16 protein-coding genes are annotated in these 13,731 nt (G+C 62.5%); 7 read left to right on the top strand and 9 right to left on the bottom strand.

The features are described from left to right. Nucleotides 1-1,566, bottom strand: a complete 1,566-nt coding sequence (gene bchE / locus LB557_RS14975; RefSeq protein WP_140711687.1) for a magnesium-protoporphyrin IX monomethyl ester anaerobic oxidative cyclase — start codon at nt 1,564-1,566, stop codon at nt 1-3. Between the two features lie 110 nt (nt 1,567-1,676). Then, nucleotides 1,677-2,153 carry an Lrp/AsnC family transcriptional regulator gene (locus LB557_RS14970; protein WP_015314412.1) on the bottom strand — a complete coding sequence of 159 codons (477 nt, stop codon included), beginning with the start codon at nt 2,151-2,153 and terminating at the stop codon, nt 1,677-1,679. 134 nt (nt 2,154-2,287) lie between these two features. Between LB557_RS14970 and phhA the strand changes: the two genes are divergently transcribed. Beyond that, on the top strand, nt 2,288-3,124 hold the full coding sequence (phhA, locus tag LB557_RS14965; RefSeq protein ID WP_140615206.1) for a phenylalanine 4-monooxygenase: 837 nt from the start codon (nt 2,288-2,290) through the stop codon (nt 3,122-3,124). A 66-nt stretch (nt 3,125-3,190) separates the two neighbouring features. On the opposite strand, the gene LB557_RS14960 is transcribed toward phhA, so the two are convergent. Next, entirely contained in the window at nt 3,191-3,595 is a 405-nt protein-coding gene (locus tag LB557_RS14960) for a VOC family protein (protein ID WP_015314414.1), read from the bottom strand. A gap of 104 nt (nt 3,596-3,699) precedes the next feature. On the opposite strand from LB557_RS14960, the gene LB557_RS14955 reads away from it, so the two are divergent. Then, nucleotides 3,700-4,332 carry a TetR/AcrR family transcriptional regulator gene (locus LB557_RS14955; RefSeq protein ID WP_015314415.1) on the top strand — a complete coding sequence of 211 codons (633 nt, stop codon included), beginning with the start codon at nt 3,700-3,702 and terminating at the stop codon, nt 4,330-4,332. Between the two features lie 135 nt (nt 4,333-4,467). Here the strand turns inward: LB557_RS14955 and LB557_RS14950 are convergent, their stop codons facing one another. Next, complete coding sequence (locus LB557_RS14950) at nt 4,468-4,914, bottom strand: Lrp/AsnC family transcriptional regulator (RefSeq protein ID WP_224525312.1); 447 nt, start codon at nt 4,912-4,914, stop codon at nt 4,468-4,470. Nucleotides 4,915-5,336: 422 nt separating this feature from the next. Between LB557_RS14950 and LB557_RS14945 the strand changes: the two genes are divergently transcribed. From LB557_RS14945 to LB557_RS14935, 3 genes are all read left to right on the top strand, one after another. Beyond that, a complete protein-coding gene (locus LB557_RS14945; RefSeq protein ID WP_224584230.1) occupies nt 5,337-6,101 on the top strand; it encodes a transporter substrate-binding domain-containing protein in 765 nt (254 codons plus the stop codon). Between the two features lie 79 nt (nt 6,102-6,180). Continuing rightward, nucleotides 6,181-7,485 carry an NAD(P)/FAD-dependent oxidoreductase gene (locus LB557_RS14940; RefSeq protein ID WP_140875818.1) on the top strand — a complete coding sequence of 435 codons (1,305 nt, stop codon included), beginning with the start codon at nt 6,181-6,183 and terminating at the stop codon, nt 7,483-7,485. After that, entirely contained in the window at nt 7,482-8,450 is a 969-nt protein-coding gene (locus LB557_RS14935; RefSeq protein ID WP_015314419.1) for an amino acid ABC transporter permease, read from the top strand. Before LB557_RS14940 ends, LB557_RS14935 begins: the two co-directional genes overlap by 4 nt. Nucleotides 8,451-8,467: 17 nt before the next feature. Here LB557_RS14935 and LB557_RS14930 read toward each other — a convergent pair whose 3' ends face one another. Next, complete coding sequence (locus tag LB557_RS14930; RefSeq protein ID WP_015314420.1) at nt 8,468-8,959, bottom strand: MarR family winged helix-turn-helix transcriptional regulator; 492 nt, start codon at nt 8,957-8,959, stop codon at nt 8,468-8,470. A gap of 94 nt (nt 8,960-9,053) precedes the next feature. Here LB557_RS14930 and LB557_RS14925 point away from each other — a divergent pair, with 94 nt between their 5' ends. After that, nucleotides 9,054-9,221: a hypothetical protein gene (locus LB557_RS14925; protein ID WP_015314421.1), complete on the top strand. Its 168-nt coding sequence runs from the start codon at nt 9,054-9,056 to the stop codon at nt 9,219-9,221. Nucleotides 9,222-9,289: 68 nt separating this feature from the next. Here LB557_RS14925 and LB557_RS14920 read toward each other — a convergent pair whose 3' ends face one another. From LB557_RS14920 to LB557_RS14910, 3 genes are all read right to left on the bottom strand, one after another. Beyond that, nucleotides 9,290-10,729, bottom strand: a complete 1,440-nt coding sequence (locus tag LB557_RS14920) for a GMC oxidoreductase (protein ID WP_224641911.1) — start codon at nt 10,727-10,729, stop codon at nt 9,290-9,292. After that, nucleotides 10,726-10,911, bottom strand: coding sequence for a hypothetical protein (locus tag LB557_RS14915; protein WP_140789929.1), 186 nt, complete (start codon nt 10,909-10,911; stop codon nt 10,726-10,728). Before LB557_RS14915 ends, LB557_RS14920 begins: the two co-directional genes overlap by 4 nt. A 184-nt stretch (nt 10,912-11,095) precedes the next feature. After that, entirely contained in the window at nt 11,096-11,857 is a 762-nt protein-coding gene (locus LB557_RS14910) for a GGDEF domain-containing protein (protein ID WP_224641912.1), read from the bottom strand. Between the two features lie 161 nt (nt 11,858-12,018). Here LB557_RS14910 and LB557_RS14905 point away from each other — a divergent pair, with 161 nt between their 5' ends. Beyond that, on the top strand, nt 12,019-12,723 hold the full coding sequence (locus LB557_RS14905; RefSeq protein WP_015314425.1) for a pyrimidine 5'-nucleotidase: 705 nt from the start codon (nt 12,019-12,021) through the stop codon (nt 12,721-12,723). 133 nt (nt 12,724-12,856) lie between these two features. Here LB557_RS14905 and LB557_RS14900 read toward each other — a convergent pair whose 3' ends face one another. Next, the gene (locus tag LB557_RS14900; RefSeq protein WP_015314426.1) at nt 12,857-13,705 is read right to left on the bottom strand and encodes an LOG family protein; all 849 of its coding nucleotides are present in this window, start codon (nt 13,703-13,705) and stop codon (nt 12,857-12,859) included. Between the last annotated feature and the right edge of the window lie 26 nt (nt 13,706-13,731).

Below are 13,731 nucleotides of genomic sequence, written 5' to 3'. Positions count from 1 at the left end.
TCAGCCGGCTAACCTTCTGCCTGGCAGGCCGCGATTTACGGCCGCGGGAAGCTCCGGCTTTGTAACCGGCCGCCGGACAACCATCGATTCCTCCTCAGTGTCCTGCGGTGCGCCCCAGAATTCCGCGAGCGTCGGGCCGCCTTTCACCCGGCGGTCGGTCACCAGAAAACCCCAGACCTCGCGGAACCAGACGCGGCGACCCATCTGCGTGTACCAGCGCATCGAATGCCGCTGCTCGGGATCGGGGTGGAACAGGATGCGCGCCAGCGCCTTCGGCCTCGACTGCACGGCGAGCTCAATCAGCTTGACCGAGAAGAACAGCATCCACGGCTTCAGCCGGGTCATCTGCAGCACCTGGTGCTTGTAATCCCACAGGCGGGCATCCCTCTGGATGACCTTTCGGTCCCGCGCGATGCGGAAAAACGGCGTCCAGCGATGCGGCGTCACATAGAGCGCCTGGATCTGGTCGGGGTCATAGGCGAGGAGCTGGCGAAAGCCGCGCCACAGATCGCGAAATCCCTCATCCTCGAAGCCGGCCACCCAGGTCGCCATGGACAGGATGCCGTGCTTCCGCAGCAGCCGTATCGCTTCGCGGTCGGACGAGGTACTGCCGCCCTTGCGGATCAATTGCAGCGTCTGCTCGTCGGTGTTTTCCATGCCGAGCAGCCAGCGGATGACACCGGCCTGGCGGTAGAGGTGCAGCATGTCGGCATCGCGCACGATGTCGTCGGCGCGGGTCGAGCCGACGATCAGCACCGGCACATCCTCGGCAATCAAGGCTTCGAGAAAGGCGCGCCAGGCCTTTTTAGAAACTGTCGGATTTTCATCCGCCAGGTTGATCAGTTCGACGCCATGCTCGCGGTGCAGCCAGGCGATCTCCTTGGCGAACTTGACTGGGTCGCGATGCCGCCAGCGGGTCCAGAATCCGCGCTGGCCGCAATAGTTGCACAGATGCGGGCAGCCGCGCGAAAACTGCATGACCACCGCACGCTTGCCTCCCCAGTAGCTGTATATGCGGTGGTCGATCAGCTCCCAGCCGACGCGGTAGGCGTCGAGGTCGGCGATGGTCATCGCCGCTTGCGTGGCGAAGGGACGGTCAAGACCGTCGCGGCAGGCGATGCCGGCAACGCTTGCCGGCGGCTGGCGCATCTCCAGGGCCTCGACCAGCGCCACCACGGTCGCCTCGCCCTCGCCGCGCACGATGAAGTCGAAGGCGTCGGTTGACGCCAGGATGTCGCGCCAGTGATAGGTGGGGAAGACGCCGCCATAGAGGATGATCGTCGCCGGCGCGCGCGCCTTGATCATCCCGGCGATCAACAAGGCGGTCGGATGTGCCGAGGTCGAGCCGGAATGGCCTATCAGAACGAAGTCGGGACAGTCCTTCAGGGCCTCCGCGACAACCGAGGCGAGCGGCATCGGCCCGAACTCGGCATCGACGAGCCGCACCTGATGACCGGCATCGAGCAGCGGGCCGCCGATCGCCAGCAGGCCAAGCGGCGGCAAGTGATCGTCGGGCACGCGGCTGCCGATGGCGGTGTGCGGCGGATTGATCAGGACGATTTTCATGGCGGACCTCCGGGAGGAATGGTCCGTGCATGCTGGTTGTAGAGCTGGCCACCGAAAGGGCCGAGCTCAGCAGTTTGCTTGCAGCTTTTCCGCAGAAACGCGGATGCGCATCACCGCCTGAGATGGGCGAGCGGCACGTGGCCGGGTCCCTTGATGTTCTGCAGCACCAGTTGCGTGTGGACGTCGCGCACGCCGTCGAGCCGCATCAGCCTATGCATGACGAAGGCGTTGAGCTCGTCGACCGATGGCACCATGACATGCAGCAAAAAGTCGTGGTCGCCGGTCATGGTCCAGCACGACGAAACCTCGTCCATGCGCTGAACGGCGGCAATGAAGCTCTCGGGCGAGCCGTCGCTGTGGCTGACGAGGCGCACCTGGATGAATACCTCGACCATCAGGCCGACGGCGCGGCGGCTGATCACCGCGGCAAAGCCCTTGATGATGCCGGCTTCCTGCAGCGCCTCGAAGCGCCGGGCGCAGGGCGTGGTGGAGAGGCCGACCTCCTGCGCCAGCTCGGAAACGGGTTTGCGACCGTTGCGTTGCAGGACATCCAGCATCTTGATCTCGAAATCGTCGAATTGAGGCATTTTCACTCATCCGATGCGAATTGTGAGTGAATGATATCTCGAATGTGGCGGAAGAGCCACCATCAAAACCGAATTGCCTCGGCAGATCGGGTTAGCCTTGCGGCACGTCAACCATTGATGCGAGGAGAAAACCCATGACGACGATGAGCGTTGCCGAATACGCCCGCGACTGCGCGGCGCAAGGGTTGCGCGGGGACTATTCGGTGTGCCGCGCGGATTTCACCGTGGCGCAGGCTTATGACTATTCGACCGAGGAGCAGGCGGTGTGGCGCACGCTGTGCGACCGCCAGACCAAGCTGACGCAAAAGCTCGCCCATCACTCCTATCTCGACGGCGTCGAGAAGCTCGGCCTGCTCGACTGCATCCCCGATTTCGAGGACGTCAGCACCAAACTGCGCAAGCTGACCGGCTGGGAAATCGTCGCCGTGCCGGGCCTCATCCCGGCCGCACCGTTCTTCGACCACCTCGCCAACCGCCGCTTCCCGGTCACCAACTGGCTGCGGACCAAGCAGGAACTCGACTACGTCGTCGAGCCGGACATGTTCCATGACTTCTTCGGCCATGTGCCGGTTCTCTCGCAGCCGGTGTTTGCCGATTTCATGCAGATGTATGGCAAGAAGGCCGGCGACATCATTGCGCTGGGCGGCGACGAGATGATCACCCGGCTCTACTGGTACACGGCCGAATATGGCCTGATGCAGGAGAACGGCCAGAAGCTGAAGGCGTTTGGCGCCGGTCTGATGTCGTCGTTCACCGAGTTGCAGTTCGCTGTCGAGAGCAAGGACGCCCACCATGTACCGTTCGACCTGGAAACGGTGATGCGCACCGGCTACGAGATCGACAAGTTCCAGCGCGCCTATTTCGTGTTGCCGTCCTTCGACGCCTTGCGCGATGCCTTCCAGACGGCGGATTTCGAAGCGATCGTCGCGCGCCGCAAGAGCCAGCCGGCGCTCGACCCGGCGACGGTCTAAAACATAAAGCGCGTCGCATGAATCTGTCTCAACGCGACGCGCTTTGGACGCTTTGATCGCGCTGGGCTATTGCATGGCAGCGGGGTTCATCCACAGGAGCTCCCAGACGTTGCCGTCAGGGTCTTCGATGTGGCGGTTGAACATGAAGCCGAGATCCTGAGCGGGGTTGGGATCGGCGCGGCCGCCGGCCGCGACGCCCTTCTCGATCGTGGCATTGACCTCGTCCTTGCTGCTCGCGGTGAGTGCGATCAGCATCTGGCTGTCACGCCTGGCGTCGCCGATCTGGCGGGTTGTGAACTGGCCGTAATGCTGGTGCGTCAGCAACATCACCCCGATCGCGTCGGAAAACATGACCGAACTGGCCTGGTCGTTCGAGAACTGCGGATTGAGCGTGCCCCCGATCGCGAGATAGAAATTGGTCGCTGCCTGCAGATCCCGCACCGGCAGATTTATGAAGATCATCTTGGTCATCGGTCTAAGCCTTGCCTTCGTTGACAGGTACTAGTCAGTCCAGTACCGTTTCATGGGGCTACCACAAGAGAACGGTACCGTCTAGTACTGGTTAAGAGGGCGCCATGAAAATCGACGGTGAGACCAGATCGGCTCGCAAGGATCGTGAGATCATCCAGGCGGCCACGGCGGCGTTCACCAGCAAGGGATATGACGGGACCAGCATGGAGGAAATCGCCACCAAGGCGGGGGCCTCCAAGCAGACCGTCTACAAGCATTTCACCGACAAGGAGACGCTGTTTGGCGAAGTCGTTCTGTCAACCGCTACCCAGGTCAATGACATCATCGAGTCAGTGACGACGCTGCTTTCCGAGGCGAAATTCATGGAAGGCGGCCTGCAGCAGCTTGCCCGACGCCTGATAGCGGTTCTCATGGATGAAGAGTTGTTGAAGCTGCGGCGCTTGATCATCGCCAACGCGGATCGAATGCCGCAGCTTGGCCGCGCTTGGTACGAAAAGGGGTTTGAGCGCATGCTTGCCTCGACGGCGTCCTGCTTTCAAAAACTCACCAGTCGAGGACTGATACAAACAAGTGATCCCTATCTGGCAGCCAGCCATCTTTTTGGAATGCTTCTTTGGATCCCCATGAATGAAGCCATGTTCACGGGAGGCAACCGGCGCTCCAAGGCCGAACTGGAACGCCACGCGGATGCCTCGGTGGAGGCATTTCTGGCCGTCTACGGAGTCCAGCCGAACTAGTCGCGTCCCCTGCCCACGTTTGCAGGGGTCGAGGACACCACCATGTGCCTTTCGACCCGCAAACAGTGATGCGCACCGGCTACCAGATCGACAAGTTCCAGTGGAACGGCCGGCCGCCGGGACATTCCGCCATTCCTACAGAGCGTAGATGGTCCGGTTGAACTTCGTCTCCATCACCACGTGGGAAGCGGTTTTGACGACGCCGCTGATTTCATTCAGGGCATTCACCTCCCGGTTCAGCTTCTCGAGCGTCTCGGCGGCAAGGTGGATGATCAGATCCCATTCACCGGTTATGGCATAGACCGCCTGGATCGAGGGCATCGCCTTGATCCTTCTGGAGACGTCCGGATAACTCTTGTTGTTCAGGGAGGCGAGGGTGAAACAGTGGACGGCGTTCTGGGCCACCGTCTTGGCCAGCCGCACGGTATAGCCTTCGATGATGCCGCCGGCCTCCAGCTTCTGGATCCGCTCCTGCAGCGCTGTCCGCGACACGCCGAGCTGCCGTGCCAGTGACGCGACCGGCTCCCGCGCGTTCTTCTGCATCAGCGCGAGCAACTGACGATCCTTCTCGGTCAATTCCACAAACAAAACCTCTCGCTCGATCCGCTTAGTAACCACCGCGCGATCCTATCGGCTGAACAGCCCTCGCGACAATCCGCAATACTGGCAGCGGCGAACGGAACAAGGCCAACTATCCGGCACTTTGTCATCCCAAGGGGCGCAATGACTGCGCGATCGCCAATATCCCGCATTTCGCCGGGTGGAACCCTTCTTTTTGCGACCTGACTGTCTGGAGTCACGAACGCCGGTCCGTCAGGGGGAATCAGCTTCGGCTGTGATGGGCAAAGTCCGAAACCGATCCGGTTGCACCTGCAGCTGAAGCGCTGAGGTTCGACGTCGGCCACTCAACCTATCAGTTCAACCACAAGGGAGGGATAACTTTGAAAAAACTGCTCAATTTGGCCGTTCTTGCCGCCGCGACATTCGCCATCACGACGGCAGCCATGGCCGGTGAAACCCTGGACCGCGTCACGTCGAAAAAGGCGATGGTCATCGCCACCAACGCGGCCTGGCCTCCACAGAGCTTTCTCAACGACAGCAACGAACTCGCCGGTTTCGACATCGATGTCTCGCGCGAGATCGGCAAGCGGCTTGGCGTCGAGGTCTCGTTCGAAACGCCCGACTGGGCGACGCTGACCGGCGGGCGCTGGCAGGGACGCTACGACCTTGGCGTCGGATCGGTCACGCCGACAAAAGCCCGCTCCAAGGTGATCGACTTTGCCGGCATCTATTATTACAGCCCCTACGTCTATGTCCTGCACAAGGACAGCGGCGCTAAGTCGGTCGCCGATCTCAACGGCAAGATCATCGGCGTCGAGACTGCCACCACCTCGGAGGATTTCATCCGCCGCAAGCTCGAAATCGACGCGCCTGGCCTGGCTCCCATCGAATACAAGCTCGAGCCGGGCGAGATCCGCACCTACGCGGATTCCATGCTTCCCTTCGATGACCTGCGGCTTGGCGACGGCGTGCGCCTGAATGCCGTGATCGCGCCGGAACAGACGGCGCAGAATGCCATCAAGAACGGCTATCCCGTAAAGATCCTGGAAGGCGAGTACGCCTTCCGCGAGCCGCTCGTCGTCATCGCCGAGAAGAAGGATCCCGAGTGGACCGCGAAGGTCGGGGGCATCATCACCGAAATGAAGACGGACGGCACGCTCGCCGCGCTGACCACGAAGTGGTACGGCAAGGACTACAGCGCCAAGTAATGTCATTCCGCCGGCTGCCTCCTCGGCAGCCGGCGGGCGTCACCCCACCTCATGAATGCCCCTCACCGCAAAGTCGTCGATGGCCTATCCGGACACCTATTACGCCCGCACCCTGACCGACCGGAAGACGCGGCCCCCGCTCAAAGGCGAGACGCGATGTGACGTGGCCGTCGTCGGCGCCGGATTGGCCGGGCTGACGACAGCGCTGCAGCTGGCGCGCGCCGGATTGCACGTCGTCGTGCTGGAAGCCCAGGTCGCCGGTTTCGGCGCTTCGGGACGCAATGGCGGCTTCGTCACGCCCGGCTTCGCCACCGGCGGCGACACTATCGCCGCACGTGTCGGCGGGGAGGCAGCGCGCGATCTGCACCGGCTGTCGATCGAAGGCATGGAATTCGTGCGCGACACCATCGAAGCGCTCGGAATATCGGCCGCCCAGCCGCGTGCCGGCCTGCTCAGCGTCTTGCGCTACGACGGCGGCGATGCGCTGAAGGCCTATGCCGACCAGATGGCACGCGACCACGGTTACGAGCTTCAATATCTGCGCGGCGAAGACGTGCGCGCGGTGCTGAAGTCTGCTCGCTACCACCAAGGCCTGCGCGACCCGAACGCCTTTCACATCCATCCGCTCAACTATCTGCGTTGCCTGGCCGACGAGATCGAGCGGCTGGGCGGCAAGATCCATGAGAGTTCCGAGGTCGTGCAATGCGACCTGTCGGGACCGCAAAAGATGCTGCGCACGAGCCAGGGCACGCTTCGGGCGCCCCAGATCGTGCTTGCGACCGGCGGCTATACCGGCCCGGTGTTCGGCCAGCTCTACCGCGCCTTTCTGCCCATCGCGACCTATGTGATGGTTTCCGAGGCGGCTCCCCGCCTCATCGCGCAAGCCGTCGCCACCACCGATGCCGTCGGCGACAACAGGCGGGCCGGCGACTATTATCGTCTGGTAGAGAGCGGCAATCGCCTTTTGTGGGGCGGGCGCATCACCACGCGTGCCGCTTCCGCCGACGCGCTGGCGCGAGAATTGCGCCGTGAAATGGTCGGCACCTACCCGCAGCTCGCCGGCCTCAAGACCGAATTGGCCTGGTCGGGGCTGATGTCCTATGCCCGGCATCTGATGCCCCAGATCGGGGAGCTGCAATCGGGCGTCTGGTACTGCACCGCTTTTGGTGGCCATGGCCTCAACACCACGGCGATTGCCGGAAAAGTAGTCGCCGAGGGCATTCTGGGCGCTTCGGACCGGTATCGGCAGTTCGCGCCATTCGGACTGAGCTGGGCCGGCGGCGCCGGTGGCCTGGCCGCCGCGCAGCTCACCTACTGGAAATTGCAGGCGCAGGACTGGTGGCGGGAACGCCGCGCCACCACCAAGGACAAGGTGACGGCATGATCGGCAGGCTGATGCTCTCCCATCCAGGGCTTGCCCGCCACGCGGCGGCCGCGCTTTTTCCCGCGCTGCTGGCCGCGGCCCTCTACGCCATGGGCATCAAGTCGAGCTGGATCGGCTCGGTGATGCCGCTTGCATCCGACTGGTTGCAGGCCAATCCAGCCTTGTCGCGCGCCCTCTCGGCCGTGTTGATCGCGCTCCTGGTTCTGGTGAACTGCAAGCTGCTGCTGCTCATGCCCCGACGCCAGCAGATCGCCGGCGTCTGGATCGAGCTGTTCGCGCTGCTGATGCTGTTCTTCTATTCCTTCGACCTCTCCTTTGCCTTCATTGCCAGGAAGGTTGGCTTCCTGATCACCCAGGGCGTCACCACGACGCTTTACATTTCGGCGATCTCGATTCTCATCGCAACGACCATCGCGCTTATCGGGGCCATCGCCAAACTGACCGGCAACGGCATCGTCTACGGGCTGGCCACCTTCTACACGTCGCTGTTTCGCGGCCTGCCGTTGCTGATGCAGATCTACATCATCTATCTCGGCCTGCCGCAGGTCGGCTATGTGATCGGCGCGGTGCCGGCCGGCATCGTTGCGTTGTCGCTGTGTTATGGCGCCTACATGACCGAGATCTTCCGCGCCGGCATCGAAAGCATCCCGCGCGGCCAAAGCGAAGGCGCCACGGCGCTCGGCCTGAGCCCCGGCCAGACCATGGCGCTGGTCATCCTGCCGCAGGCCATGCGCGTCATCATCCCGCCGACCGGCAACCAGTTCATCGCCATGCTGAAGGATTCCTCGCTGGTGTCGGTCGTCGGCGTCTGGGAGATCATGTATCTCGCCCGCACGATGGGCCAGACGGAGTTCCGCCATATCGAGATGCTGATCACCGCCTCGATGATCTATTGGATCCTGTCGATCGCGCTGGAATTCGGCCAGGCCTATCTCGAACGGCGCTTCGGCCGATCGGACCGCTAGGGGTTTGACGCCTAAAATCAGCGCGGCTGCGGTGCCTCGGCCTTCAGCCGCACAAGCTGGTCGCGCTGCAGCTCGAGCGCGGCGGTGACGAAGCGCCGGATGGTGGCAAGCTCGGCGTCGCCGAACGTGGCGATGAGCTTTTCACCTTCCCGCGCGATGGCGCCGTAATAGCGCGCCGAGAGCTCCCGTGTTGTCTCCGTTGCCTCGATAACCACCTTGCGCCTGTCCTCGAGGCTGCGCGTGCGCGTCAAGAGACCGCGCGCCTCCAGCCGATCGATCAGCGCGGTCACCGCGGCCGGCGTCAGCCCGGTCGCGGCCGCGATCGCGCCGGCCGATTGCGGGCCGCCATGCAGTAGTCCGATACAGTGGCGCTCGGCCATGTTGAGGCCGAGTCTCGCGCCTACCGCATCGTCATAGGCCTGCGTCGCGTCCTGCCACTGCATGATGGCAAGGCCGATCGCGGCGGTCAGTTCGGCGCGATCTCCGCTTGACGAATTTAGTTCGATCATCTAATTATCAATCTGTCTAACATTTAGACTATTATAGCAATATGCGGCCACGGCTTGCGATAGGCAAGGGGCGGCCGCCAACGAGGAGTGGAAAATGAGCCTGATCCAACAGCGTACGCCTCTCTCGCATGAGGAAGAGTTCAGATACGCGAAGCTGGCGATGGAATGGTACGGCTGGGGATCGCCTATCGGCCTCGGCATCCTGCTGGTGTCGCTCGCCGCCGCCGCCGTGCTGGTGCGCATCGCCCTCTACGGCTTTTGAGCCTCTGCCGGCGCCATCCTTGGCGTCGGCAGAACGGGTGGTGATCCGAGCAGGGACGACGACTGCGCTCAGACCGTGACCACCTTGCTCAGGTGCTCACCCAGCCGGCAGGCGAGCGCGGTGATCGTCGTCGTTGGATTGGCTTGTCCCGACGTGCAAAAGACCGAAGAGCCGCCGACATAGAGATTGTCCATGCCATGCACCTTGCAGTTGGCGTCCACCACGCTCCTGGTGACGTCGGTGCCCATGCGCGTGCCGCCCATATGATGGTGGCCCGCCGTCTCTTCGTTGGTCGGATAATCGTCGCCCTTCGAGATCCAGTCGGCAATGCGCACCCGGCCCAGGTTCTTCTGGGCAAGCGTCGTGCCGAACAGCCTCAAGCCTTCGAGCAGGGTGCGGTGTTCCAGTTCCGACTTCTTCCAGTGCAGTTCGATGCGCGGCACGCCGGCATGGTCGACCTCGGTCTTCGACAGATCGATCTGGTTCGAAGCCAGCGGCGCCTGTTCCCAGGCGACATAAAGCTGAGCGGCGCAACGCAGGTTCTGGTCGAGCTTGCCCGACACCCATTCCGCCATGTGCGGCGCCGTACAGGCAAGATCAGCGATGAGGCTCTTGACGCCCGGATAGGGAGTCTCGATCAGCCTGATGCCGAAATTCATGATCTTGAGCCGTTCCATCGCGGCAGCCATCGGCGAGAAGAAGGCCTCCTTGACGGCATCGACCTCGAACGCGCCGTCGTGGGCCAGGATGGCATTGCCGCCCTCGAAGGTCGGATGCTCCATCCAGTAGCGGCCAAGCGCCGTCGCGTTCGGCACGACGCCGCCGTTGGAGCGCTGGTTGGACCACAAAAGCAGCCGGGAATTCTCCAGTCCGCCGGTGCAGACGATGAAATAGTCGGCGCTGAACGAGCCGGCGTCCTGCCCGTTGGACCATAATTTGGCGCCGGTCACGCGTTTGCCATCTCCGGCAAGCTCGGTGGCGTAGGTGTTGAGCACGACGGCGATGTTTTTGCTCTGGTCGAGTTGGTCGCCGAACTTTTCTGCAAACCGGACCGCCGGGCTCTTGATCAGCTGCACCCAGCGAATGTCGTCCGAGATCGGCACATCTGGCCGGAAATCGGGAAGGTCGAGGATATCGCGCACTTCCGCAAGATAGGGTTCGATGTCGGCGCGCCGGATAGGCCAGCCGGTGTCGGGTGCCCAGGCTTTCGGCTCGAAATCCTGTTTGTCGAGCACGCGACACCAACCGGCCCAGTGATTGGAACTGCCGCCCATGAACCGCAACCGCGTGATATCGAGATCGAAGTAGGAATCGCCGACCGTCGTGCCACGGTAGAAATCCTGCGACTCGTCGCTGAATTCCCGCGAGCCGGCTTCCAGCACCACGACCGGGATGCCGGCCGCGCCAAGTTTCCTGGCGATCGTGGTGCCGGCGGGGCCGGAACCAAGTACACAGACCTTTGGCGCGAAATTGGCGGCGCGATACGCGTCGTAGCTGTCGAAGATCATGCCAAGTCGCTCCGCTTCAGGATCCAGCCATTGACCTCGACGATCTCGTCGGGATTGGCCCGGGATGAACCGGCATGGGTGGCGGCCGTATCAGGCAGCTTGCGGAACAAGGACAGGGCAGGCAGGGCGATCAGCGCCTGCACGAGCGTGCGGCGCGACATTTTTTTGATCAAGAAACTCATGACAGGCCTCTCGGCTGGGACTTCGATGCGCGTATGACATTCCCCGAACGGCACACGCATCGTCACGGAAGCCAGTATCGTGCCAAGCATGGCCTCAAGGCGGTAAAAAGCCTGACAAGCGGCACAACCGGATGCAAACAGGGTTAGAGATTTCTTAACCGGCCGGGTGTGCTGGCGAACCCGCTCATGCGGCTTCGGAAATGTCGGTATCGAGGATCGTCAGGTTGCGGCCCGCATGCTTGGCCTGGTAGAGGCGCCGGTCCGCGGCGCGCATCAGGTCCGATACGTTGACATCCTCGCCGCACACGGTGCCGCCGATGCTAACGGTCAACGGAATGGTTCGCTCATCGACGGGTCGGAAGCGGATCAGCTCGACCTCGCGACGGATCCGTTCGGCAACGCGCTTGGCCTCCTGTTCCGTGGCTCCGGTCAGAAACGCGCCGAACTCCTCGCCGCCGATCCGGCCGAGCACGTCGCCGCTGCGCACGCCGCGCTCGATGGCGCTGGCGATCAACAGCAGCGCGTCGTCCCCGGTCAGGTGACCGAAATTGTCATTGATCTTCTTGAAATGATCGGCGTCGATGATCAACAGCGCGCCGCGGTCGGACTTGCGCCGGGAGCCGTCCAGCGCGGCAAAGAAGCTTTCCCGGTTGAGCATGCCGGTCATGTCGTCGCGGCTCGCCTTTTCCGCCAGGCGGCGGTGCGCCGCGGCGAGTTGGGCATGGGCACGGGCCAATTCGCGATGGGCATTTTTCAACCTGTCGCTCTGCCAGAACGTGCCGGCGCATGCCGTCCAGGCAAGGACGAGCGGACAGACCGTCGACGTCAGCCAGATCGTGCGCGTGATCGGGAATCCCATCGCTGGGACGATGATCAATGTCAGCAGGAGCGAGGCAGCGACGGAGGCGAAGGCGATGGCGGCGGATTTGAGAATAATGCTGTTCATCGCGGGCTCCCACAGGACTTGTCTCTGTGCCAGCAAGCCCTGAAGGCCACCTTTCCGGGATGGCTAAAATTTGAATCGTGAGGCCATTTCCGCCACTCTCGACGCGCATAAGTTGTGGATAAAGTCCATTTCAGAATCCCTGTTTCATGCCATAAGAGCGCATGACCACGCTTCCCGATCCCGCCCGCTTCGCCCATGTCACCGACTGGGTGTTCGACCTAGACAACACGCTCTACCCGCATCACTCGAATCTGTTCTCGCAGATCGACGTCAAGATGACCGCCTATGTCGGGGAACTGCTGGCGCTGCCGCGCGAGGAGGCGCGCAAGCTGCAGAAGGAGCTGTATCGCGAATACGGCACGACGCTGAACGGGCTGATGACGCGCCACGGCATCGATCCCGACGACTTTCTGGAGAAGGTCCATGACATCGACTATTCGTGGCTGGTGCCCGATCCCGTCCTCGGCACCGCCATCCGCCAGCTTCCCGGCCGCAAGTTCATCTTCACCAATGGCGACCGCAGGCATGCCGAGCGCACCGCGCGCCAACTTGGCATCCTCGACCATTTCGACGACATTTTCGATATCGTCGCTGCCGGCCTCAATCCCAAGCCGGCGCGCCAGACCTACGAGAAGTTCGCCGAACTGCACGCCGTCACCGGCCACAATGCGGTGATGTTCGAGGATCTCGCCCGCAACCTGGCCGTGCCGAAGTCGCTGGGCATGACCACGGTTCTCGTGGTGCCGCGCAATTTCGAGCCGACCTTTTCGGAAATCTGGGAACGCGACCCGGCGCAGGAGGACGACGTCGACTACGTCACCGACGATCTCGCGGAATTTTTGACGGGAATAGTGAGTAGTGAGTAGTGAGTAGTGAGTAGTGAGTAGTGAGTAGTGAGTAGTGAGTAGTGAGTAGTGGAGGAGCACACCTTTCGCTCGCTCACTACTGACTAATCCCTACTGACTAATCCCTACTCACTAATTCCCATTGCCTATTCACTCACTCACTCCCTAGCTTGTAGAAGCGGCTGATGATGCCCCAGGCTTCGTCGGCTGTGTCGACGAAATCGATGATGTCCTGGTCGCCCGGGCTGATCGTGCCCTGCTCGGCGAGGAAGTCGAGGTCGATCGCCCGCTTCCAGAAGGACTTGCCGAACAGGATCACCGGCACGCGCTCCATGCGTCCGGTCTGGATCAGCGTCAGCGTCTCGAAGAACTCGTCCATCGTGCCGAAGCCGCCGGGAAACACCGCCACGGCCTTGGCGCGCATGACGAAGTGCATCTTGCGGATGGCGAAATAGTGGAAGTTGAAACAGAGCTCCGGCGTCACATAGGGGTTCGGCGCCTGCTCGTGCGGCAGCACGATGTTGAGCCCGATCGACGGCGCGCCGACATCATCGGCGCCGCGGTTTCCCGCTTCCATCACGCCCGGACCGCCACCGGTCACCACCACATATTCGCGATAATATGAAGTGGCCGACTGCTGCGAGCAGAGGCGGGCGAATTTGCGCGCCTCCTCGTAATATTTGCTGTTTTCCTCAAGGTTCTTCTTCTGCATCTCGTTCTTGGCCGCCCAGGCCTCGCCGCCGGGCTCCGGCAGGCGCGCGCCGCCGAACAGGATCACGGTCGAACGAATGCCGCGCTCGGCGAGGATCATTTCCGGCTTCAGCAGTTCCAGTTGCAGCCTGACGGCGCGCAGCTCGCGCCGGGTCATGAAGTCGGGATCGTTCCAGGCCAGGCGGTAGGTCTCGGCCCGCGTTTGCGGCGTGTCCGGCACGCTTTTCGACCGCTCCAGATCCTCATCCGAGTGCGGCAGCGGCGTCCATCCCGCCTTTTCCATGGGAGTCATCGAATCCACCCGTCCATTCCTTTACT

The organism is Mesorhizobium sp. BR115XR7A (assembly GCF_020165315.1).
GTDB classification, from domain to species: Bacteria; Pseudomonadota; Alphaproteobacteria; order Rhizobiales; family Rhizobiaceae; genus Mesorhizobium; species Mesorhizobium australicum.
Note: the sequence above shows the minus strand (reverse complement) of the source record. Positions and strands in the feature narration are given on the sequence as shown.

Bases quoted from the DNA above. Each gene is read 5' to 3' on its own strand.
- LB557_RS14920 (WP_224641911.1), bottom strand. From the start codon at position 10,729: ATGATCTTCGACAGCTACGACGCGTATCGCGCCGCCAATTTCGCGCCA.
- LB557_RS14945 (WP_224584230.1), top strand. From the start codon at position 5,337: ATGGCCGGTGAAACCCTGGACCGCGTCACGTCGAAAAAGGCGATGGTC.
- LB557_RS14910 (WP_224641912.1), bottom strand. From the start codon at position 11,857: ATGAACAGCATTATTCTCAAATCCGCCGCCATCGCCTTCGCCTCCGTC.
- LB557_RS14930 (WP_015314420.1), bottom strand. From the start codon at position 8,959: ATGATCGAACTAAATTCGTCAAGCGGAGATCGCGCCGAACTGACCGCC.
- LB557_RS14970 (WP_015314412.1), bottom strand. From the start codon at position 2,153: ATGCCTCAATTCGACGATTTCGAGATCAAGATGCTGGATGTCCTGCAA.
- LB557_RS14935 (WP_015314419.1), top strand. From the start codon at position 7,482: ATGATCGGCAGGCTGATGCTCTCCCATCCAGGGCTTGCCCGCCACGCG.
- LB557_RS14925 (WP_015314421.1), top strand. From the start codon at position 9,054: ATGAGCCTGATCCAACAGCGTACGCCTCTCTCGCATGAGGAAGAGTTC.
- LB557_RS14900 (WP_015314426.1), bottom strand. From the start codon at position 13,705: ATGACTCCCATGGAAAAGGCGGGATGGACGCCGCTGCCGCACTCGGAT.
- LB557_RS14960 (WP_015314414.1), bottom strand. From the start codon at position 3,595: ATGACCAAGATGATCTTCATAAATCTGCCGGTGCGGGATCTGCAGGCA.
- LB557_RS14905 (WP_015314425.1), top strand. From the start codon at position 12,019: ATGACCACGCTTCCCGATCCCGCCCGCTTCGCCCATGTCACCGACTGG.
- bchE (WP_140711687.1), bottom strand. From the start codon at position 1,566: ATGAAAATCGTCCTGATCAATCCGCCGCACACCGCCATCGGCAGCCGC.
- LB557_RS14915 (WP_140789929.1), bottom strand. From the start codon at position 10,911: ATGAGTTTCTTGATCAAAAAAATGTCGCGCCGCACGCTCGTGCAGGCG.
- LB557_RS14955 (WP_015314415.1), top strand. From the start codon at position 3,700: ATGAAAATCGACGGTGAGACCAGATCGGCTCGCAAGGATCGTGAGATC.
- phhA (WP_140615206.1), top strand. From the start codon at position 2,288: ATGACGACGATGAGCGTTGCCGAATACGCCCGCGACTGCGCGGCGCAA.
- LB557_RS14940 (WP_140875818.1), top strand. From the start codon at position 6,181: ATGGCCTATCCGGACACCTATTACGCCCGCACCCTGACCGACCGGAAG.